Annotated in this window: 19 protein-coding genes; 8 read left to right on the top strand and 11 right to left on the bottom strand. The window is 58.6% G+C overall.

What is annotated here, in order from left to right; genetic code table 11:
* Positions 1-15: 15 nt before the first annotated feature.
* Positions 16-1,044: a [citrate (pro-3S)-lyase] ligase gene (gene citC / locus ABLU50_RS07325; protein ID WP_062914361.1), complete on the bottom strand. Its 1,029-nt coding sequence runs from the start codon at positions 1,042-1,044 to the stop codon at positions 16-18.
* A 256-nt stretch (positions 1,045-1,300) separates the two neighbouring features.
* On the opposite strand from citC, the gene citS reads away from it, so the two are divergent.
* The 6 genes from citS to ABLU50_RS07295 all read left to right on the top strand — a co-directional run bounded on the left by citS (position 1,301) and on the right by ABLU50_RS07295 (position 8,640).
* Positions 1,301-2,641 carry a citrate/sodium symporter CitS gene (citS, locus tag ABLU50_RS07320; protein ID WP_004204255.1) on the top strand — a complete coding sequence of 447 codons (1,341 nt, stop codon included), beginning with the start codon at positions 1,301-1,303 and terminating at the stop codon, positions 2,639-2,641.
* A gap of 157 nt (positions 2,642-2,798) precedes the next feature.
* Positions 2,799-3,047 carry an oxaloacetate decarboxylase subunit gamma gene (locus tag ABLU50_RS07315; protein WP_004204254.1) on the top strand — a complete coding sequence of 83 codons (249 nt, stop codon included), beginning with the start codon at positions 2,799-2,801 and terminating at the stop codon, positions 3,045-3,047.
* Positions 3,048-3,062: 15 nt separating this feature from the next.
* Positions 3,063-4,832 carry a sodium-extruding oxaloacetate decarboxylase subunit alpha gene (gene oadA, locus ABLU50_RS07310; RefSeq protein ID WP_087833122.1) on the top strand — a complete coding sequence of 590 codons (1,770 nt, stop codon included), beginning with the start codon at positions 3,063-3,065 and terminating at the stop codon, positions 4,830-4,832.
* Between the two features lie 15 nt (positions 4,833-4,847).
* Positions 4,848-6,149: an oxaloacetate decarboxylase subunit beta gene (locus ABLU50_RS07305; RefSeq protein ID WP_004204249.1), complete on the top strand. Its 1,302-nt coding sequence runs from the start codon at positions 4,848-4,850 to the stop codon at positions 6,147-6,149.
* 165 nt (positions 6,150-6,314) lie between these two features.
* Positions 6,315-7,943 (top strand): sensor histidine kinase, encoded by a 1,629-nt coding sequence (locus ABLU50_RS07300; protein WP_048322953.1) that lies wholly within the window; start codon positions 6,315-6,317, stop codon positions 7,941-7,943.
* On the top strand, positions 7,936-8,640 hold the full coding sequence (locus tag ABLU50_RS07295) for a response regulator (RefSeq protein WP_080847995.1): 705 nt from the start codon (positions 7,936-7,938) through the stop codon (positions 8,638-8,640). Before ABLU50_RS07300 ends, ABLU50_RS07295 begins: the two co-directional genes overlap by 8 nt.
* 5 nt (positions 8,641-8,645) lie before the next feature.
* Here the strand turns inward: ABLU50_RS07295 and ABLU50_RS07290 are convergent, their stop codons facing one another.
* Positions 8,646-9,275: a hypothetical protein gene (locus ABLU50_RS07290; protein WP_087833123.1), complete on the bottom strand. Its 630-nt coding sequence runs from the start codon at positions 9,273-9,275 to the stop codon at positions 8,646-8,648.
* Positions 9,276-9,367: 92 nt separating this feature from the next.
* On the opposite strand from ABLU50_RS07290, the gene ABLU50_RS07285 reads away from it, so the two are divergent.
* Positions 9,368-10,297, top strand: coding sequence for a LysR family transcriptional regulator (locus ABLU50_RS07285; RefSeq protein WP_087833124.1), 930 nt, complete (start codon positions 9,368-9,370; stop codon positions 10,295-10,297).
* Here ABLU50_RS07285 and ABLU50_RS07280 read toward each other — a convergent pair.
* The 7 genes from ABLU50_RS07280 to ribF all read right to left on the bottom strand — a co-directional run bounded on the left by ABLU50_RS07280 (position 10,245) and on the right by ribF (position 17,438).
* A complete protein-coding gene (locus tag ABLU50_RS07280) occupies positions 10,245-10,610 on the bottom strand; it encodes a DUF805 domain-containing protein (protein WP_087833125.1) in 366 nt (121 codons plus the stop codon). The two genes, ABLU50_RS07285 and ABLU50_RS07280, sit on opposite strands and share 53 nt — an antisense overlap.
* Before the next feature lie 29 nt (positions 10,611-10,639).
* Positions 10,640-11,554, bottom strand: a complete 915-nt coding sequence (gene rihC / locus ABLU50_RS07275; RefSeq protein ID WP_004204242.1) for a ribonucleoside hydrolase RihC — start codon at positions 11,552-11,554, stop codon at positions 10,640-10,642.
* 67 nt (positions 11,555-11,621) lie between these two features.
* The gene (gene ispH / locus ABLU50_RS07270) at positions 11,622-12,572 is read right to left on the bottom strand and encodes a 4-hydroxy-3-methylbut-2-enyl diphosphate reductase (RefSeq protein ID WP_002887979.1); all 951 of its coding nucleotides are present in this window, start codon (positions 12,570-12,572) and stop codon (positions 11,622-11,624) included.
* A gap of 1 nt (position 12,573) precedes the next feature.
* Positions 12,574-13,023 carry an FKBP-type peptidyl-prolyl cis-trans isomerase gene (gene fkpB, locus ABLU50_RS07265; protein WP_004204241.1) on the bottom strand — a complete coding sequence of 150 codons (450 nt, stop codon included), beginning with the start codon at positions 13,021-13,023 and terminating at the stop codon, positions 12,574-12,576.
* Positions 13,024-13,139: 116 nt separating this feature from the next.
* A complete protein-coding gene (lspA, locus tag ABLU50_RS07260; protein ID WP_017901219.1) occupies positions 13,140-13,640 on the bottom strand; it encodes a signal peptidase II in 501 nt (166 codons plus the stop codon).
* Positions 13,640-16,456, bottom strand: coding sequence for an isoleucine--tRNA ligase (ileS, locus tag ABLU50_RS07255; protein WP_087833136.1), 2,817 nt, complete (start codon positions 16,454-16,456; stop codon positions 13,640-13,642). Before ileS ends, lspA begins: the two co-directional genes overlap by 1 nt.
* 43 nt (positions 16,457-16,499) lie before the next feature.
* Positions 16,500-17,438, bottom strand: coding sequence for a bifunctional riboflavin kinase/FAD synthetase (gene ribF, locus ABLU50_RS07250; RefSeq protein WP_004204236.1), 939 nt, complete (start codon positions 17,436-17,438; stop codon positions 16,500-16,502).
* Between the two features lie 329 nt (positions 17,439-17,767).
* Between ribF and rpsT the strand changes: the two genes are divergently transcribed.
* Positions 17,768-18,031, top strand: coding sequence for a 30S ribosomal protein S20 (rpsT, locus tag ABLU50_RS07245; protein ID WP_002887965.1), 264 nt, complete (start codon positions 17,768-17,770; stop codon positions 18,029-18,031).
* A 108-nt stretch (positions 18,032-18,139) separates the two neighbouring features.
* Here rpsT and nhaR read toward each other — a convergent pair whose 3' ends face one another.
* Both nhaR and nhaA read right to left on the bottom strand, forming a co-directional pair.
* Positions 18,140-19,036, bottom strand: coding sequence for a transcriptional activator NhaR (gene nhaR / locus ABLU50_RS07240; RefSeq protein ID WP_323084021.1), 897 nt, complete (start codon positions 19,034-19,036; stop codon positions 18,140-18,142).
* A gap of 53 nt (positions 19,037-19,089) precedes the next feature.
* Positions 19,090-20,265, bottom strand: coding sequence for a Na+/H+ antiporter NhaA (nhaA, locus tag ABLU50_RS07235; protein ID WP_087833137.1), 1,176 nt, complete (start codon positions 20,263-20,265; stop codon positions 19,090-19,092).
* Between the last annotated feature and the right edge of the window lie 17 nt (positions 20,266-20,282).

The following is a 20,282-nucleotide window of genomic DNA, read 5'->3' as shown; positions in this document are numbered from 1 at the left end:
GTTATGGCGTAAAAATCAGGCGGTTTGATGTTCGCTTTCCGCCAGTTGCATCAGAAAAGAGAGGGTTCCCGGCGGCACCAGCGCCGCCACCGCCTGCCAGTTGCGCTGCCGGTACAGTTCGCGCACCCTTGAAGCCGATATCGGCCCGCCGTTTTTTTCGATCCGCGCCAGCTCAACGACCTCAACAGGCGGTGCGTCGCCCGGCGCTGCCAGCAACGCTTTCATACGCTGGTTGTAATGGCGGGTCAGCGAACACAGCGGCTCGGTGCCGACAAAACGATGGGTTATCTTCAGCGCCGGGGCTAAATGTTCGCGGAACAGCTGGAGATCGATCTGGTTGTGGCAGTCATCCACCACCCCCTGTTCTTTGAGGAAGTAGCCGGGGAAGGTGGCCCGCGAGATGAGGTATGCCGAACCGGGATGCAGCGTCACTTTGTCGATGCCGGCAATCCCTTTTTCGATTAGCGTGTAGCGATCCTGATACGTGAAACGGGAGGCATCCTCTTTCACCACAAACAGGTGTAGCCAGTCGCATTGACGGGCCGCCTGCTCCACCAGCCAGCGGTGGCCGAGCGTGAACGGGTTGGCGTTCATCACGATAGCGCCGATTTTGCGTCCCGGCTGACGGTACATCGCCAGCTGGCGGCAGTAGCGGGTCAGCCGTTCGCGGCTATTTTCCAGTAACACGGCGAGATTGCCGGCCTGGGCAATTGGCCAGAAGCCGGCGCCGGCAAAGAGCGCGGCGTTACAGGGCTTAGTGAATAAAAACAGTTCGCTGCGCCCCAGTTCGTAAGCCAGGGTGAGTAATTCTGTCAGTAGCTTAAGGCTCAGCCCCTCCCCCTGCAGCGAGGGGTCGATAGCGATGCACTTCAGCACGTTGCCGGCGATGGCGCCGCAGCCGACCAGCCGCCGCCGGTACTCGGCGATAATGGCCATTTCGCAATCAGCCTCTAATGAGAGCTGATGCTGACGGAGAAAGAGGTCAATCGCCTCTCGCCGCGATTTATCCTTCCGTAGCTGAACGCGTTTTAATATCAGAGTCATTTTTTAGCGCTTCGTTATTCCAAAACGACCTGTATTTCGCCAGCGTTCGGCTATCGATTCTTGTATTTAAATCACAGTTTTTCTCGTCGCTTAATTGGCTTTATGGTTTTTATGTTGTTAATTCATTCAGCATAATAAAAATAATTAAATTAATTAAAAACACGAGTATTCAGTGAAGGTTATCACACCTTAACACTGAGTCTATTTATTACTATGCGCCGGTCTTATTACTTCATTGATAAACAGGATAACGTTTATGACTAACATGAGCCAGGCTCCGGCGACGGAGAAAAAAGGCGTGAGCGACCTGCTGGGATTTAAAATCTTCGGCATGCCGTTACCCCTTTATGCGTTTGCGTTAATTACGCTATTACTTTCCCACTTCTTTAATGCGTTACCCACCGACCTGGTTGGAGGCTTTGCCATTATGTTTATTATCGGCGCCCTGTTTGGCGAAATAGGTAAACGCCTGCCGATATTCAACAAATATATCGGTGGTGCGCCAGTGATGATCTTTCTGGTGGCAGCATATTTCGTTTATGCCGGTATTTTCACGCAGAAAGAGATCGATGCCATCAGTAACGTCATGGATGAGAGTAACTTCCTTAACTTATTCATCGCCGTATTAATTACCGGCGCGATCCTGTCGGTTAACCGTCGTCTGCTGCTGAAATCGCTGCTCGGCTACATCCCGACCATCCTGATGGGCATTGTCGGCGCGTCGATTTTCGGTATCGTCATCGGCCTGGTGTTCGGCATCCCGATGGATCGCATTATGATGCTGTACGTCCTGCCGATCATGGGCGGCGGCAACGGCGCGGGCGCGGTACCGCTGTCGGAAATTTATCACTCCGTTACCGGTCGGTCTCGCGAAGAGTACTATTCAACCGCTATCGCTATTCTGACCATCGCCAATATCTTTGCCATCGTCTTTGCCGCCGTACTCGATATCATCGGTAAAAAACACACCTGGCTGAGCGGCGAAGGCGAACTGGTGCGCAAAGCCTCGTTTAAAGTCGAAGAAGACGAAAAAGCGGGCCAGATCACCCATCGCGAAACCGCCGTCGGCATGGTGCTGGCCACCACCTGCTTCCTGCTGGCCTACGTGATGGCGAAGAAAATCCTGCCCAGCATTGGCGGTGTATCGATTCACTATTTTGCCTGGATGGTGCTGATCGTCGCGGCGCTGAACGCCTCTGGCCTCTGCACACCCGAAATCAAAGCTGGCGCCAAACGCCTGTCGGACTTCTTCTCCAAACAGCTGTTGTGGGTGCTGATGGTCGGCGTCGGCGTCTGCTACACCGACCTGCAGGAAATCATCAACGCTATTACCTTCGCTAACGTCGTCATCGCCGCGGTTATCGTCGTTGGCGCGGTGGTTGGCGCGGCCCTGGGGGGCTGGATGATTGGCTTCTTCCCGATTGAATCAGCGATCACCGCGGGTCTGTGTATGGCCAACCGCGGCGGTTCCGGTGACCTGGAAGTGCTCTCTGCCTGTAACCGTATGAACCTTATCTCTTATGCGCAAATCTCCTCCCGCTTGGGTGGCGGTATTGTGCTGGTCATCGCCAGCATCGTGTTCGGCATGATGATTTAACCCATTTGCACGATGGCGCCGTTCAACGGACGACGAATAGCATCGCCAGGGTCCAATGCCGGGAGCGGCAGAGGGAAATCCACCCTGCTCCTTAGCCGGGAATGCCAGAAACGTCGCCAGGCAGCGCGCCATCGTGCCCCTATTTTGAGAGGTATACATGACTGATGCTGCGCTGCTAGGCGAAGGCTTCACCCTGATGTTTCTCGGCATGGGCTTTGTGCTGGTGTTCCTGCTGCTGCTCATCTTCGCCATCCAAGGGATGTCCCTCGCCGTTAACCGTCTGTTTCCCGAGCCGCTTCCGGCGTCAAAACCGGCACCGGCCGCCGTCGCGCCCGCCGACGACTTCGCCCGCTTAAAGCCGGCGATTGTCGCCGCCATTCACCACCATCGCCGTTTGCACCCTTAATTCACGGAGGAATTCATGACCGTTGCCATTACCGATGTCGTCCTGCGCGACGCCCACCAGTCCCTGTTCGCCACCCGCCTGCGCCTCGACGATATGCTCCCCGTCGCCGCTCAGCTTGACGACGTCGGCTACCGCTCCCTCGAGTGCTGGGGCGGGGCCACCTTTGATGCCTGCATCCGCTTTCTCGGCGAGGACCCGTGGGTCCGCCTGCGCGAGCTAAAAAAAGCGATGCCGAAAACCCCGCTGCAGATGCTGCTCCGCGGCCAGAACCTGCTCGGCTACCGCCACTACGCCGATGACGTGGTGGCACGCTTCGTGGAGCGCGCCGTCAAAAACGGCATGGACGTCTTCCGTGTCTTCGACGCCATGAACGACCCGCGCAACATGCAGGCCGCCCTGCAGGCGGTCCGCAGCCACGGCGCCCACGCCCAGGGCACGCTTTCGTATACCACCAGCCCGGCGCACACCCTGCAGACCTGGCTCGACCTCACCGAACAGCTGCTGGAGACCGGCGTCGACTCCATCGCCATCAAGGACATGTCCGGCATTCTGACGCCGCATGCCGCCTTTGAGCTGGTCAGCGAAATCAAAAAACGCTTTGATGTCACCCTGCACCTGCACTGCCACGCCACCACCGGCATGGCGGAGATGGCCCTGCTGAAGGCCATTGAAGCCGGGGTCGACGGCGTGGATACGGCGATTTCGTCCATGAGCGCCACCTACGGCCACCCGGCCACCGAGGCGCTGGTGGCCACCCTCGCCGGCACGCCGTACGACACCGGCCTGAATATCCACAAGCTGGAGAGCATCGCGGCCTGCTTCCGCGAGGTGCGTAAGAAGTACCACGCCTTCGAGGGCCAGCTGAAGGGCACCGACAGCCGTATCCTGGTGGCCCAGGTGCCGGGCGGGATGCTCACCAACCTCGAAAGCCAGCTGAAGCAGCAGAACGCCGCGGACAGGCTCGACCAGGTGCTGGCGGAAATCCCCCGCGTGCGCGAGGACCTCGGCTTCATCCCGCTGGTCACCCCGACCTCGCAGATTGTCGGCACCCAGGCGGTGCTCAACGTCCTCACCGGCGAGCGCTACAAAACCATCGCGAAGGAGACCGCCGGCATTCTGAAAGGTGAATACGGCCGCACCCCGGCGCCGGTGAACGCCGCCCTGCAGGCGCGGGTGCTCGACGGCACCGACGCCATCACCTGCCGCCCGGCGGACCTGCTGAAGCCGGAGCTGGCGCAGCTGGAAGCGGATGTCAGACGCCAGGCGCAGGAGAAAGGCATCACGCTTGCCGAAAACGCCATCGACGACGTGCTGACCGTGGCGCTGTTCCCGCAAATCGGCCTGAAGTTCCTTGAGAACCGCCATAACCCGGCGGCCTTTGAACCGCTGCCGCAGGCGGAAGAAGCCAGACCTGCCGCGAAGACAGAGAAACCTGCCGCCTCCGGCGTCTACACCGTGGAAGTGGAAGGTAAAGCCTTTGTGGTGAAGGTCAGCGACGGCGGCGACGTCAGCCAGCTCAGCGCCGCGCCGGTGGCCGCTACGCCTGCTGCCGCCCCGGCCCCGGCCGGCGCCGGCACCCCGGTGACCGCCCCGCTGGCGGGCAATATCTGGAAGGTGCTGGCCGCGGAAGGCCAGGCGGTGGCCGAAGGCGAGGTGCTGCTGATTCTGGAAGCCATGAAGATGGAGACCGAAATCCGCGCCGCGCAGGCCGGCACCGTGCGCGGTATCGCGGTGAAGTCCGGCGACGCGGTGGCGGTCGGCGACACCCTGATGACCCTGGCGTAAGGACGAGGAGCGGAAATGGAAAGTCTGAACGCCCTGATTCAGGGGATGGGGCTGATGCACCTGGGGTTCGGCCAGGCGGTGATGCTGCTGGTCAGCCTGCTGCTGCTCTGGCTGGCGATTGCCAGGAAGTTCGAGCCGTTACTGCTGCTGCCGATTGGCTTCGGCGGCCTGCTCTCCAATATTCCGGAGGCCGGCCTGGCGCTCACCGCCCTGGAGAGCCTGCTGGCCCACCACGACCCGGCGCAGCTGGCGGTGATTGCCGCGAAGCTCCACTGCGCGCCGGACGTCCACGCCATTAAGGACGCGCTGGCCCTGGCCCTGCCGTCGGTGCAGGGGCAGATGGAGAGCCTGGCGGTGGACATGGGCTACTCCGCCGGGGTGCTGGCCATCTTCTATAAGGTGGCGATTGGCTCGGGCATCGCGCCGCTGGTAATTTTCATGGGCGTCGGGGCGATGACCGATTTCGGCCCGCTGCTGGCCAACCCGCGCACCCTGCTGCTGGGGGCGGCGGCGCAGTTCGGTATCTTCGCCACCGTGCTCGGGGCGCTGACGCTGAACTACTTCGGCATCATCAGCTTCACCCTGCCGCAGGCGGCGGCCATCGGCATCATCGGCGGCGCCGACGGCCCGACGGCTATCTACCTGTCGGGCAAGCTGGCGCCGGAGCTGCTGGGGGCCATCGCGGTGGCGGCCTACTCCTACATGGCGCTGGTGCCGCTGATCCAGCCGCCGATCATGAAGGCGCTGACCACGAATAAGGAGCGGAAGATCCGCATGGTGCAGCTGCGTACGGTGAGTAAGCGGGAGAAGATCCTCTTCCCGGCGGTGCTGTTGCTGCTGGTGGCGCTCCTGCTGCCGGACGCCGCGCCGCTGCTGGGGATGTTCTGCTTCGGCAACCTGATGCGCGAGAGCGGGGTGGTGGAGCGGCTGAGCGACACGGTGCAGAACGCGCTAATCAACATCGTGACCATCTTCCTCGGGCTGTCGGTGGGAGCCAAGCTGGTGGCGGACAAGTTCCTGCAGCCGCAGACCCTGGGGATCCTGCTGCTGGGGGTGATCGCCTTCTGCGTGGGCACCGCGGCCGGGGTGCTGATGGCGAAGCTGCTGAACAGGTTCAGTAAGAACCCGATCAACCCGCTGATCGGTTCAGCCGGGGTGTCGGCGGTGCCGATGGCGGCGCGGGTGTCGAACAAGGTGGGTCTGGAAGCGGACGGGCAGAACTTCCTGCTGATGCACGCCATGGGCCCGAACGTGGCTGGGGTGATCGGCTCGGCGATCGCCGCCGGGGTGATGCTCAAGTACGTGCTGGCGATGTAGGCCGGCATCCTCTCCGGAGGCGTGGCCGTTACCTCGCCTCCGGGTCAGGATTAACAGCGCCCCCTTGCCATCGATCACTTTTCTGAAATTAGCGGTTCTGTGCGCCATCTGCGGGTTCTCGGGCCGCGAAACGGGGAAACTAATCATTTAATGTCTATTGGCGCTATGTATACCCGAAAAATCACCCACTGGTTTGCCAGGCGATCGTTTCAGAATCGCATCTTCCTGCTGATCTTATTCACCTCGACGATCGTTATGCTGGCGATGTCATGGTATCTGACCGACATTACCGAAGAGCGTCTGCATTACCAGGTCGGGCAGCGGGCGCTGATTCAGGCAATGCAGATTTCGGCGATGCCGGAGCTGGTCGAAGCGGTTCAGAAACGCGATCTCGCCAGAATCAAAGCGCTTATCGACCCCATGCGTTCGTTCTCCGACGCCACCTATATCACCGTCGGTGATGCCAACGGCCAGCGCCTCTATCATGTTAATCCTGATGAAATCGGCAAATCGATGGAGGGCGGCGATAGCGATGAAGCATTGTTAAACGCGAAAAGCTACGTGTCAGTGCGCAAAGGCTCGCTGGGCTCCTCGCTGCGCGGTAAATCACCGATTCAGGACGAGACCGGCAAGGTGATTGGCATTGTGTCGGTAGGCTATACCATTGAACAGTTAGAGAACTGGCTCAGCCTGCAGATAAGCTCGCTGCTGATCCCGATGGCGATCATGTTACTGCTTCTGCTCTACTGCGCCCGCCGCTTCTCGTTGCATATCAAAAAGCAGATGCTGAATATGGAACCTCAACAGCTGTCGCAGCTGTTGATCCAGCAAAGCGTGTTGTTTGAATCCGTGTTCGAAGGGCTCATCGCCATCGACTCCCGTTACAAGATCACCGCGATTAATCAGACTGCCCGCCGGCTGCTCAACCTGAGCCAACCGGAACCAACGCTTATCGGTAAAGGGATCAGCAGCGTTATTTCTCAGGAGGCTTTCTTCTACGATGCGCCGCAGACCAATAAAAAAGACGAGATCGTCACCTTCAATCATATCAAAGTGATCGCCAGCCGGATGGCGGTGATCTTAAATAATGAGCCACAGGGCTGGGTGATCAGCTTTCGTAGTAAAGACGATATCAACACCCTCAGCCTACAGCTCAGTCAGGTGCAACAGTATGCCGATAACCTGCGCGCCGTGCAGCATGAGCATCGCAATCTGATCTCCACCATCGCCGGCCTGCTGTTTCTTAAACGCTACGATCATGCGCTGGATCTGATCCAACAGCAGTCGGAAAGCCACCAGAAAGTGATCGATTTTATCGCGCGGAATTTCCAGGATAACCATCTGGCCGGGCTGTTGATCGGCAAGTATTACCGCGCCAAAGAGCTCGGTCTGGAACTGGTTTTCGATCCGGCCTGCTTCGTCGACAGATTACCCACCGCCCTTTCTCACAACGAATGGATCTCGATCGTGGGGAATCTGCTTGATAACGCCTACAATGCCAGCCTGCAACAGCCGCAGGGCTCAAAGCAGATAGAGTGCCTGATCAACAGCGACGGCCACGAGGTGATTATCGAGGTCGCCGATCAGGGATGCGGCATTGACGAGACGCTGCGCGATCGGATCTTCGAGCGCGGCGTCACCAGCAGCGTCAGCAAAGATCATGGCATCGGACTCTGGCTGGTTCGCAGCTACGTGGAACAGGCAGGCGGTAGCATCGTCGTCGAAAATAACCTTCCCTTTGGCACCATCTTTACTCTTTATATTCCCCTGACCCGAGATGAACATCATGGATAGCATCACCACTCTTATCGTTGAAGACGAACCTATGCTGGCGGAGATCCTGGTGGATAACATCAAACAGTTTCCCCAGTTCGACGTCATTGGCATTGCGGATAAACTCGAGAGCGCCAGGAAACAACTCAGACTGTATCAACCGCAGCTGATCCTGTTGGATAATTTCTTACCTGATGGCAAAGGTATCGATCTGATCCGCCATGCGGTCAGTACCCATTACAAGGGGCGGATCATCTTTATTACCGCTGATAATCATATGGATACCATCAGCGAAGCGCTGCGGCTGGGGGTGTTCGATTATCTAATTAAGCCGGTGCACTATCAGCGACTGCAGCACACCCTGGAGCGCTTCGCCCGCTATCGCAGCTCGCTGCGTTCCAGCGAACAGGCCAGCCAGATCCACGTGGATGCGCTGTTTAATATTCAGGCTCGGGAACAGACGGAACCGGCCAGCGCACCGCTACGCGGGATCGATGAAAGCACCTTTCAGCGCGTACTCCAGCTGTTTGCCGACCCGGCGGTGGTACATACCGCCGACTCGCTGGCGCGTATCCTTGGCAGCAGCAAAACCACCGCTCGCCGTTATCTGGAACAGGGAGTGAAGAACGACTTTCTGGAAGCGGAAATCAGCTACGGCAAGGTTGGCCGACCGGAGCGTATTTATCGCGGCAAACAGACCTACCCTGAGCAGATCTGAAACGTTTACGTCAGGGAATAGCTGATCACCAGCTGCCCCTTCTTCATCTTAATCTGACTAATGACAATGTCGCCCAGCTCCGCCAGACGGGCGACGTGGGTGCCACCGCAGGGATAGGCGGGCAGCTCGCCGAATCCCACTTTGCGCATGCCGTCAGCGAACGTCACCTGACGCGGTAAATCCTGCGCCTGCCATGCCTTTACTAGCGCCAGTAGCGCACTGGCGTCCGGCAGCGCGGCGCTATTCCTGCTGGCAAAGGTTATCCGCCCTTCGCCGGGCCAGTGGTGCGCTTTCACCGGTTGCCAGCCAAGCTGTTCGCCCGCCATGCCAAGCAGGTGGCCGGCAGAATGCAGATGAGCATGCAGCTGTCTCGCGGAGGCATCAATTTTCATTTCCACTTCACCGAGGGGAAGCTGTTGCGACAGAATATGCAGCACCCTGTCGCCGCGCACAACCACCGTCTCAACGGCCTGTCCGGCAATCCAGCCGCAATCCGCCGGTTGACCGCCCCCTTGCGGGTGAAACAGCGTCCGATCCAGTTCGATGGCGTAACGGCCATCCGCTTCTGCAGTGCAGGCGATGATCTGGGCGCGCCCGTCGGTAGCATCGCTGGTGTAATAAACCCGTTCAGTCATAGTGATTCTCCTCTCTGTTCGCCCAGTATATTATTAATACCGACAGCGATAATCCCATCATTCGCCAATGCACTCTTGCACCAGGAGCACAAATGAATCTGAACCTCCTGCCCGACCTTGCCCTCTTCGTACAGATCGTCGACCAGGGCAGCTTCTCCGCCGTCGCCCGCCAGAGCGGCATTACCCCTTCCGCGGTTAGCCGTAGCGTGTCGCGGCTGGAGCGAGAGATGGGCTGCAAACTGCTGCAGCGTACCACTCGCAAGCTGCGTCTGAGCGATGCCGGGGAAACGGTTTACCAGCATGCCCAGCAGATGCTGGAAGCGGCGCGACAGGCGATGGATTCCGCCGGCAGTCGCCAAACGGTCGCCCAGGGAAAGCTGACGCTCAGCGTACCGAAAGCCATCGGCCGCTTTGTGATCCATCCGCTGATGATGGCGTTTTTTCACCGTTACCCGCAGGTTGACGTCTGCCTGCGGCTGGAAGATCGCCCTCTGGATTTTATCGATGACGGTATCGATCTGGCGCTACGCATCACCGATACCCCCTCGCCCGGCCTGCATGGCAAACCGCTGATGCCGGTCACGCACGTTATCTGCGCCACTGAGACCTATTTACAGCGCCACGGTATGCCGCACACGCCGCAGGAACTGCGGGTGCACAGCTGCATCAGCCTTGGCGAAACGCCCGCCGACGCGCGCTGGAAGTTCCGTCGGGAAGGGAAAATCGAAACGGTGCAAACATACGGGCGGTACGCCGCCAACCATACCGCCGTGCGCCTCGACGCGGTTAAGCAGCATCTGGGGATCGGCAGCCTGCCGCTGTTCACCGCCCGCGAGGCGCTGGCGAATGGCGACATTGTGCAGGTGCTGCCCGAGTGGGAATTTATCAGCAGCTACTCCGGCGATCTGTGGCTGCTGTGGGCGGGAGATAAGCATATGCCCGCCAGAATGCGGGCGATGATTGATTATCTCAGCGAGACGGTGCCTGCGCTGAACGCAGGCAGCACAGAGCCAGCGAAATAACCGCAAACCACGGAATGATAACCCCCAGCACGAACCAGATCCCGGAGCGGCCGATGTCATGCATCCGCCGGCAGCCAACTGCCAACAGGGGGATCGCCATCAACAGCAGCCACAGCGCCGCAAATGGTATGACCACAAAGCTGAGGATGCCGTAGCGAGGGTCTACGCGGGTCGCCAGGCACCAGACGGCCAGCGGCGCGCTGGCGAGCAGTAGATTGATAAGAAAAAACGTCCAGAACTGCTGTCGGCTGGCCCGGCCGCTAAAATTAAAGGTCTCTTTCCAGCCGCTCAAATACGCCTGTCCATAGGTCATTGCTTCTCTCCTTGAAGATTGGGTGGGTATTACGGCGCCAGGGCAATCACCTCCGCCGCCCAGCGCTGAAACCCTTCCACGTCGATATCCAGCGCCACCTGGGCATTCGCCGGCTGACCCAGTCGTCCTTCAATATCCACCACCGTGGTGCCGGCGGTCCAGGTGCCCTGCGTCTCCACCGCCACAAAACATGGCTGCAGAGTGAACAGTTCCGGGCGGGCCAGCCATGCGATAGCGCAGAGATCGTGCATTCGCAGACCACTGCTCATGCTGCCGCTGCGATAGTGGCTAAACAGCGCATGGAGCATTTTACCGGTCTGGTTCAGCGTCGGCAGGGTCGCGAGATAATCTGCCGTCAGCAGCGCCCGATTGGTGACGTCCAGCCCGCACATCACAATCTCCAGCCCGCTGTGGAAGACTTTCGCGGCGGCTTCCGGGTCGATGGCAATATTGAATTCGGCATTCGGCGTAAAATTGCCGCGACCCGCCGAGCCGCCCATGATCACCAGCCGGCGAATGTTGAATACGCATTCCGGATACTGGGTCAGCAGCAGCGCAATATTAGTCAGCGGGCCAATCGCCACCAGAGTGATCGGCTCGGCAGCGTGCATCAATGCATCGCGGATCGCCTGGAAGGCCGGCTTCGCCAGCGGTTGACGTTGGTGCTCAACAAAGTCATACCCTTCCATACCGGATTCGCCATGCACCGAGGCAGCATCTCGCAGAGGACGCACCAGCGGCATCGAAGCGCCCTGCGCCAGCGGCACATCGGCATGCCAGAAGTGCAGCAGCTGCAGCGCGTTACGGGTCGTCTTCTCCACCGAGACATTACCTGCCACGGTGGTCATCAGCTGCAGATCCAGCTCGGGAGCGAACAGCGCCGCAGCAATGGCGGCAGCGTCGTCGATGCCCGGGTCAGTATCAAGAATGATCGGTAAGCGCATGGTTTCTCCCTAAAAAAAATGCCAGACGTTAAGTCTGGCATCTTCTCATATTGCAGGCGGAAAGAACTTACTCTACTTCACGGACATCCACACGCAGCTCTTTCGGCACTTCAAAAACGATATTCTCTTCTCGGCCTTCCAGCGGCACCGCTTCGCCACCGCCCAGCTCCTGCAGCCGGGTGATAACGTTCTGCACCAGAATATCCGGCGCCGATGCGCCCGCCGTCACGCCGACGCAGGCCGCATCCTTGACCCAGGCTTCCTGAATATCGGAGGCATCGTCAATCAGGTAGGCTGCCTTACCCATCCGCTGCGCCAGTTCGGCGAGGCGGTTAGAGTTGGAGGAGTTTTTCGAACCGACCACCAGCACCACGTCAGCCTGCTCCGCCAGCGCGCGCACCGCTTCCTGACGGTTAGTGGTGGCATAGCAAATGTCGTCTTTGCGCGGGCCGACGATTTTCGGGAAACGCGCGCGCAGCGCGTCAATCACATCAGAGGTATCGTCCACCGAGAGGGTGGTCTGGGTCATAAACGACAGCCGGGCGTCGTTTTTGACTTCCAGCTTGAGAACGTCTTCCGGCGACTCGACCAGGTACATGCCCCCTTGCGGGTTATTGTACTGCCCCATAGTGCCTTCGACTTCCGGGTGTCCGGCATGGCCGATCAGAATCGACTCTTCGCCACGGCGGCTGGCGCGGGCGACTTCCATATGCACTTTCGTCACCAGCGGACAGGTGGCGTCGAACACCGTCAGGTCGCGGCTCTTCGCTTCATTCCGTACCGCCTGCGATACGCCGTGAGCGGAGAAAATCAGGATCGCGCCGTCCGGTACTTCGCTGATCTGTTCGATAAATATGGCGCCGCGCTTGCGCAGGCTATCCACCACATAGCGGTTATGCACCACTTCATGACGAACATAAATCGGCGCGCCGTACAGCGTCAGCGCGTTTTCTACAATGCTGATAGCGCGGTCAACGCCAGCGCAAAAGCCGCGCGGGTTAGCCAACAGGATCTGCATGTTACTCCTCCAGCGCCGGATCGATCTCCAGCACTTCAATATCAAAATGAACAGTGCGCCCGGCCAGCGGATGGTTGAAGTCGACGGTGATGGAATCGCCGTTCACTTCGCGGATCACGCCAGGCATTTCGCTGCCATCCATTGCGGTAAAGAGCATAATCGCGCCGATCTCCGGCTCGCCGGCGTCGATAAACTCGCGGCGAGAGAAATACTGAATCAGGTCCGGGCTCGGGACGCCAAAAGCGGCGTCAGGCTCCAGCGAAAAGGCCTTTTTCTCGCCCTCTTTCAGACCAAGAAGCTGTTGCTCCAGCCCTTCAGACAGGGAGGTGTCGCCGAGGCGAAACAGCGCCGGTTTGCCATTGTTACGGGTGGACTCGGCGGTGGATCCATCGTCCAGCTTCAGCGTGAAGTGAACGAGAACCGCGCTGTTGCTCTGTACGGATTTAGACATGCAAATTGCTCGCTTGTTTTAGGTCACCTGTTGCCCGGAGGCGCTACGCTTACCGGGCGACGGGAGACCACACATTCTGTAGGCCGGGCAGGCGTGGCACCACCCGGCATTAACATTTACACCTGCTCTTTTGCGGTCGGTTTCGGCAGGAAGCCTTCCAGCACAATCATCGCCGCGCCGATGCAGATAGCGCTATCGGCGAGGTTGAAAGTGGCGAAGTGCCAGTCGCCGACGTAGAAGTCGATCATATCGACCACAAAGCCGTGCCACAGGCGATCGAACAAGTTGCCCAGCGCGCCGCCAATAATCAGGGCGTAGGCAATATTGTTCAGCTTTTGCGTCGCCTTCGAACGGTACATCAGCACCGTCAGCACCACGCAAATGCCGATTGCGATCCCGGAAAAGAACCAGCGCTGCCAGCCGCCGCTGTCGGCGAGGAAGCTAAAGGCCGCGCCATAGTTGCGGGCATAATGCAGATTAAGCGACGGGAACAGCGGAACCGTCTCCCCCAGAGCGAAGTTCTGGAGGATCAGGAATTTGCTGCCCAGATCGATAATCAGCACGGCTACGACCACCCACAGCCAGCGTAGCCCCGTTGAACAGATCGATTTACTCATCAGGCGAATTTACGTTGCTCGCCGTCACCGGCGACGTTGCTCACACAGCGTCCGCAGATTTCCGCGTGTTCCGCCACCTTGCCGATATCGGTGGTGTAATGCCAGCAGCGCGGGCATTTCTCACCTTCAGCTTTACTCAATGCGACTTTCAGCCCTTTGAGCAGTTCGCTCTGCTGCGCATCAGCAGATGCGCTCGCATAGTCTGCGACGTTCGCCCCGGAGGTCAACAGGACAAATCGCAATTCATCCCCCAGTGCGTTGAGCTTAGCGGCCAGGTCGGCATCAGCATACAGCGTCACCGCAGCTTCCAGCGAACCACCGACTTTCTTATCCGCACGCGCCTGCTCGATCACTTTGTTGACTTCGCCACGGACTTTCAGCAGCTCATCCCAGAAGCCGTCATTCATCGCTTCGTCGTCGGCCAGGCCGAAGAGACCCTGATACCATTCGCCGGTAAAGACGTATTTCTCACGCTCGCCCGGCAGGTAACCCCAGATTTCGTCCGCAGTGAAGGACATGATCGGCGCCATCCAGCGCACCAGCGCTTCCACGATGTGGAACAGCGCGGTCTGGCAGCTGCGACGCGCAACGCTGTCCGCCTTAGCGGTGTACTGGCGATCTTTGATGATGTCGAGGTAGAACGAGCCCATCTCAATAGAGCAGAAGCGCATCAGGCGCTGCACCACTTCGTGGAAGTCGTAGGACTCGTAGGCTTTCAGGATATCTTCCTGTGCCGCCTGCGCGCAGCCGACCGCCCAGCGATCCAGCACCACCATCTCTTCCGGTTTGACCATGTCTTTTGCCGGATCGAAACCGTTCAGGTTCGCCAGCAGGAAGCGCGCGGTGTTACGGATACGACGATAGCTGTCCGCGGCGCGTTTGAGGATCTCGTCAGAGACCGCCATTTCGCCGGTGTAGTCGGTGGAAGCCACCCACAGGCGCAGGATATCGGCGCCCAGCTTGTTCATCACGTCCTGCGGGCTAACGGTGTTGCCGATAGACTTGGACATTTTGCGCCCCTGACCATCGACGGTGAAGCCGTGGGTCAGTACCTGACGATAGGGCGCTTTGCCTTTCATCGCCGTGGAAATCATCAGCGAGGACATGAACCAGCCGCGATGCTGGTCGGAGCCTTCCAGATACATATCGGCGGCGTGACCGGCGAATTCCGGACGCACGTCAACCACGGAAGAGTGGGTCGATCCGGAGTCAAACCAGACGTCGAGGGTATCCGGCACTTTCTCGTAGCTGTCAGCGTCATCGCCAAGGATGTCGCGGGAATCGAGATCCCACCACGCCTGGATGCCGTCGACTTCAACACGCTTCGCGACTTCTTCCATCAGCTCAAGGGTACGCGGGTGCAGTTCGTGGGTTTCTTTATGCACGAACAGCGACATCGGCACGCCCCAGGTACGCTGACGGGAGATACACCAGTCAGGACGGTTGGCGACCATCGATTCGATACGCGCCTGGCCCCAGTCCGGGATCCACTGCACGCCTTTGATCTCTTTCAGCGACTGCGCGCGCAGGCCTTTCTGATCCATGCTCACGAACCACTGCGGGGTGGCGCGGAAGATGATCGGCGACTTGTGGCGCCAGCAGCACGGATAGCTGTGCTGCATTTTTTCCACATGCAGCAGCGCGCCGCGCTCACGCAGCATCTCAACGATGATATCGTTGGCTTTGAAGACGTTGATACTGTCCAGGGACGGATAGGTGCCTGGCAGATAAGCTCCGTCCGGGCCAACCGGGTTAGCGATTTCCAGACCGTATTTCTGGCTGATCGTGTAGTCGTCCGGACCGTGACCGCCGGCGGTATGCACCGCGCCGGTACCGGCATCCAGCGTCACGTGGTCGCCAAGGATCGCCGGCACGTCGAAATCCAGGAACGGATGCTGGAAACGCATCAGTTCAAGCTCGGCGCCGTTCACCGCCGCCAGGATGGTGTAATCGGCCGCGCCAACGCGCTTCATCACGCTCTCGACCAGGTCTTTCGCCAGGATCAGCGCCTGACCGTCAACCTGCACCAGCGCATAGTCGAACTCCGGCGACAGGGAGATGGCGCGGTTAGCCGGCAGGGTCCACGGAGTGGTGGTCCAGATAACCAGCGACACCGGTCCGTTGACGTCGGCGACGCCGAATTTCGCCAGCACCGCGGCTTTATCTACCGCGTGGAACGCTACGTCGATGGATGGGGAAGTCTTGTCGTAATACTCCACTTCCGCTTCCGCCAGCGCGGAACGGCAGTCTACGCACCAGTGCACCGGCTTGGCGCCTTTATGCAGATGGCCGTTGCCGATGATTTTGCCCAGCGCGCGAATGATATTGGCTTCGGTTTTGAAGTCCATGGTCAGGTACGGATGCGACCAGTCGCCCAGCACGCCGAGGCGGATAAAGTCTTTACGCTGGCCGTCGATCTGCTCGGCGGCATATTCGCGGCACTTGGCGCGGAATTCTGCTGCGGTGAACTTCTCGCCCGGCTTGCCGTATTCCTGCTCTACTTTCAGCTCGATCGGCAGACCGTGGCAGTCCCAGCCCGGAACGTAAGGCGAGTCATAGCCTGTCAGTCCTTTGGACTTAACGATAATGTCTTTCAGAATCTTGTTTACCGAGTGACCAATATGAATGCTGCCATTCGCATAAGGAGGGCCATCATGCAGAATGAAGGTTTTTTTGCCTTTTTTGGCTGCACGAATGATGCCGTACAGGTCATCATCGGTCCAACGCGCCAGCATTCCCGGTTCGCGTTTGGCGAGGTCGCCACGCATAGGGAACCCTGTTTCCGGCAAATTCAGGGTCGATTTATAGTCACTCATCAGATTCTCGGTTCCGTATTTCGGTTTGATAAACACCAGTGGCTCAGGCCTGGCTGGTCAGCCCAAATAATTCGCGGGCCGTTAACTCATCACGTGCGATTTGCGCCTTCAGCTCGTCCAGCGACGCAAACCGCTGCTCATTACGTATCTTTTTACGCAGTACTACATTGATATGGCGACCGTAGAGGTCCATTACAACGTCCAACAGATGCACTTCGAGCTGCTGACGCACGCCCGCTACCGTTGGACGGGTGCCAATATTGGCGACACCGGCGATCGGTTTGTCGCCCAGACCTGTCACTTCTACCGCATAGACCCCTTTAACCGGGGAAACCTGACGACGCAGCGGTAAGTTCGCCGTCGGAAAACCTATGGTACGGCCCAGTTCGTCGCCATGCACGACGCGTCCGGAAATGCTAAACGGATGGCCGAGCAGCGTCTCCGCAAGAAGAAGATCGTCATCGGCCAGCGCCTGACGCACCGCCGTGCTGCTGATCCGCACCCCGCCTTCGCAGAAGGTTTGGGTGCTGGTGACGTCGAAGCCGTATTCCGCCCCCGCCTTTTGTAATAACAAGAAATCCCCCTGGCGACCAGCGCCAAAGCGGAAATCGTCACCGACGGCAAGGAACTGCACGCCCAGGCGGCGCACCAGCAGTTCACTGATAAAATCCTGCGCCGTCAGCGCGGCGAACCGGCGGTCGAAGCGAACGCACAGCACATAGTCGACCCCGCTTTCAGCCAGATAGCTCAGCTTTTCACGCAGGCGGGTCAACCGCGCCGGGGCTTTATCGGCGGCAAAAAGCTCGAGCGGCTGGGGTTCGAAAATCATCACCACCACCGGTAAACCGCGCTGGCGGCCCTCTTCGCGCAATCGCTGCAGCAGCGCCTGATGCCCACGATGCACGCCGTCAAAATTGCCAATGGTCAGCACGCACCCGTGCGGGGCCTGACTGAGATTATGTATGCCGCGTATCAGCTTCATGTCTGGCTCAAAACAGTGAAAATCGTCCGAGTATACCTTGTACAACTGTCAACGTTAACCAGCGATTGCTCCTCGGCAACGAAAGTTCTCAGGAATTCATTCACTCAGCGCGGGTAAGCGGGAAAACCGCCCGCCCCCGGCGATTTTTATGGTGGAAAAGCTGTATTCGCCTGCAACAAGCTGGTAGAATCTTGCGCCATCACTACGTAATGAAGCGCTGTGGTGTTAAACGGCGCTTATTTGCACAAATCCATTGACAAAAGAAGGCTAAACGGGCATATTCCTCGGCCTTTGAATTGTCCATATAGAACACATTTGGGAGTTGGACCTTGGCTAATATCAAATCAGCTAAGAAGCGCGCCGTTCAGTCTGAAAAGGCTCGCAAGCACAACGCTAGCCGTCGCTCTATGATGCGTACTTTCATCAAGAAAGTATACGCAGCTATCGAAGCTGGCGACAAAGCTGCTGCACAAAAAGCATTTAACGAAATGCAACCGATCGTGGACCGTCAGGCTGCTAAAGGTCTGATCCACAAAAACAAAGCTGCGCGTCATAAGGCTAACCTGACCGCTCAGATCAACAAACTGGCTTAATCGCTGCTTGTTGTCGCTTTGTGAAAAAACCCGCGAAAGCGGGTTTTTTTATGCCTGTCATCTTCCCCGTCCTGGCGCGACCTGAGCCACGCCAGCCACGCTTTCCGGCTATCTGGGTTCAGTAAACAGCGACGAATAATCGCGATTGCAGATGCGCTGTACCGCCGGATGCTGAATCATCCGTTCGGCGAAAATAGCGTGATACTCCTCCATCACGCTATCCATGCGGCCAATTTCGACAATCGATTCATCATGATAGAAATCATGCGCGTAGAGCGTCGGCGCGACAAATATCGCATTATGCGCAGCGCCAAAGGCTTTCATGAGCGCCGCGACGTCAAACTCGCCGAGAATCTCCACCTTCAGACCCTGCACATTAATCCAGTTCAGCAGCTTACGTCCCAGCATCGATCGTCGGCCGGGGATTAGCAGCCGTCGCTCTTCGAGACAAGCCGGGAACGGCTTCGTCGGCGCCGGGTTCATACACCAGAAGCTGACGCTACACTCGCCAATCTTCACCGAAAACAGCCCTTCCTGCTGCGTCGAGTCGATCGGGCAGTCAGAGATAATCATATCGAGCTTATGCTGGCTCAACTGCTCCAGCAGCAGCTCATGGGTGGATTCAAAACAGCGCAGATGAATCTGCTCGCTTTCGACAACGGCGGCATCCAGCACGCCGCTGACCAGCCGCTTCGAGAGCGCATCGGCCACGCCGACGTCAAACAGCAGATTAGACTCTTTGCGATAGTTGACGATGTCGAGCATCTCCTGGCTCAGGGTAAACATCCGGTCGGCATAGCGGAAGACCAACTCCCCGAGCTCGCTCGGCTCCAGCCCTCTTCCCTTGCGCTTGAATAATTTACCCTGCAGACGCTCCTCCAGCGCTTTGATCTGCCCGGTAATGGTCTGCGGCGTCAGAAACAGCGCCTCCGCCGCGCCCACGACAGACCCTTCTTTATAGACGTGCCAGAAGTAGTACAGATGGTTGTAGTTGATATGTGACATGCTTCTCTCCCTGATAATGTCCTGGAGGGCCGGAGAGGCCCTCCGCAGAAAGGTTATACCGCGAGGCGAGTATCCGTCGCGCGCTGACGCAGTATGAAGTATCCGGTGACGGCCGATAACACTGAGCCGATCAAGATGCCAAGCTTGGCCCAGTTGATCAACGCGGGATCCACGTTGCCAAAGGCGAGACTGGCGATAAAAATCGACATCGTAAAGCCAATCCCGCACAGGATACCCACCGCCATAATCTGCCCGCAGGTGGTCCCCTCCGGCAGCGAGGCCCACTTCAGCTTCAGGGCCAGCCAGCAGAACAGGCTGATCCCCAGCGGCTTACCGATAAACAGGCCGGCCATGATGCCCAGAGGCAGCAGCGACGTCAGTCCATCAAGTGTGACCCCCTGCAACGAGACACCCGCGTTGGCAAAGGCAAACAGCGGTAGGATCATAAACGCGACCCACGGGTGCAGGACATGCTCAAGCGCTTTGGCCGGGGATTTACCCTGCTTTTCCTGTAACGGAATCATAAAGCCGACGATGACCCCGGCAAGCGTCGCGTGAACGCCGGACTTCAGCACCGCCGTCCACAGCACCGCGCCGACCAGAATATAGATCCCAGTGCGCCGCACGCCGCTCAGATTCAGGGCCACCAGCACCGCAATCGCCGCCGCCGCCACGCCCAGCGAGAGCATTGACAGGTCGTGGGTATAAAACAGCGCGATAATCACGATAGCCCCCAGGTCATCAATGATCGCCAGCGCCATCAGGAAAATCTTTAGCGCCGTCGGGACGCGGCTGCCTAACAGCGCCAGCACGCCAAGGGCAAAGGCAATATCCGTCGCTGCCGGGATCGCCCATCCCTCTCTGGCGACAGGATCCTGAGCGTTAAAGGCCAGATAGACCAGCGCCGGGACGATCATCCCGCCGAGCGCGGCAATCACCGGAAAGACCGCCTGACGACGACTCGCCAGCGAGCCCTGAATCAGCTCGCGTTTGACCTCCAGGCCAATCAGCAAGAAGAACACCGCCATCAGAGCATCATTGATCCAAAGCAGCATATTCTTGTTGATCTCCAGCGCCCCCACCCGCAGCTGTACAGGCGTATCAAGGAAGGAGTGATACAGACCGCTGGTCACGCTGGTATTTGCCATGACCATCGCCAGCACCGCGGCGATGATTAAGACAATGCCGCCGGAAGCATCGCTACTGAAGAATCGTTGCAGATGTTTCACTTTTACTTTCATCCTGT

Source organism: Klebsiella sp. GG_Kp173 (genome assembly GCF_040062415.1).
Lineage (GTDB): Bacteria > Pseudomonadota > Gammaproteobacteria > Enterobacterales > Enterobacteriaceae > Klebsiella > Klebsiella quasipneumoniae.
Note: the sequence above shows the minus strand (reverse complement) of the source record. Positions and strands in the feature narration are given on the sequence as shown.

What these genes read in the sequence shown, in the direction of transcription:
- citC (WP_062914361.1), bottom strand. Translation starts at nt 1,044, where the DNA reads ATGACTCTGATATTAAAACGCGTTCAGCTACGGAAGGATAAATCGCGG.
- citS (WP_004204255.1), top strand. Translation starts at nt 1,301, where the DNA reads ATGACTAACATGAGCCAGGCTCCGGCGACGGAGAAAAAAGGCGTGAGC.
- ABLU50_RS07315 (WP_004204254.1), top strand. Translation starts at nt 2,799, where the DNA reads ATGACTGATGCTGCGCTGCTAGGCGAAGGCTTCACCCTGATGTTTCTC.
- oadA (WP_087833122.1), top strand. Translation starts at nt 3,063, where the DNA reads ATGACCGTTGCCATTACCGATGTCGTCCTGCGCGACGCCCACCAGTCC.
- ABLU50_RS07305 (WP_004204249.1), top strand. Translation starts at nt 4,848, where the DNA reads ATGGAAAGTCTGAACGCCCTGATTCAGGGGATGGGGCTGATGCACCTG.
- ABLU50_RS07300 (WP_048322953.1), top strand. Translation starts at nt 6,315, where the DNA reads ATGTATACCCGAAAAATCACCCACTGGTTTGCCAGGCGATCGTTTCAG.
- ABLU50_RS07295 (WP_080847995.1), top strand. Translation starts at nt 7,936, where the DNA reads ATGGATAGCATCACCACTCTTATCGTTGAAGACGAACCTATGCTGGCG.
- ABLU50_RS07290 (WP_087833123.1), bottom strand. Translation starts at nt 9,275, where the DNA reads ATGACTGAACGGGTTTATTACACCAGCGATGCTACCGACGGGCGCGCC.
- ABLU50_RS07285 (WP_087833124.1), top strand. Translation starts at nt 9,368, where the DNA reads ATGAATCTGAACCTCCTGCCCGACCTTGCCCTCTTCGTACAGATCGTC.
- ABLU50_RS07280 (WP_087833125.1), bottom strand. Translation starts at nt 10,610, where the DNA reads ATGACCTATGGACAGGCGTATTTGAGCGGCTGGAAAGAGACCTTTAAT.
- rihC (WP_004204242.1), bottom strand. Translation starts at nt 11,554, where the DNA reads ATGCGCTTACCGATCATTCTTGATACTGACCCGGGCATCGACGACGCT.
- ispH (WP_002887979.1), bottom strand. Translation starts at nt 12,572, where the DNA reads ATGCAGATCCTGTTGGCTAACCCGCGCGGCTTTTGCGCTGGCGTTGAC.
- fkpB (WP_004204241.1), bottom strand. Translation starts at nt 13,023, where the DNA reads ATGTCTAAATCCGTACAGAGCAACAGCGCGGTTCTCGTTCACTTCACG.
- lspA (WP_017901219.1), bottom strand. Translation starts at nt 13,640, where the DNA reads ATGAGTAAATCGATCTGTTCAACGGGGCTACGCTGGCTGTGGGTGGTC.
- ileS (WP_087833136.1), bottom strand. Translation starts at nt 16,456, where the DNA reads ATGAGTGACTATAAATCGACCCTGAATTTGCCGGAAACAGGGTTCCCT.
- ribF (WP_004204236.1), bottom strand. Translation starts at nt 17,438, where the DNA reads ATGAAGCTGATACGCGGCATACATAATCTCAGTCAGGCCCCGCACGGG.
- nhaR (WP_323084021.1), bottom strand. Translation starts at nt 19,036, where the DNA reads ATGTCACATATCAACTACAACCATCTGTACTACTTCTGGCACGTCTAT.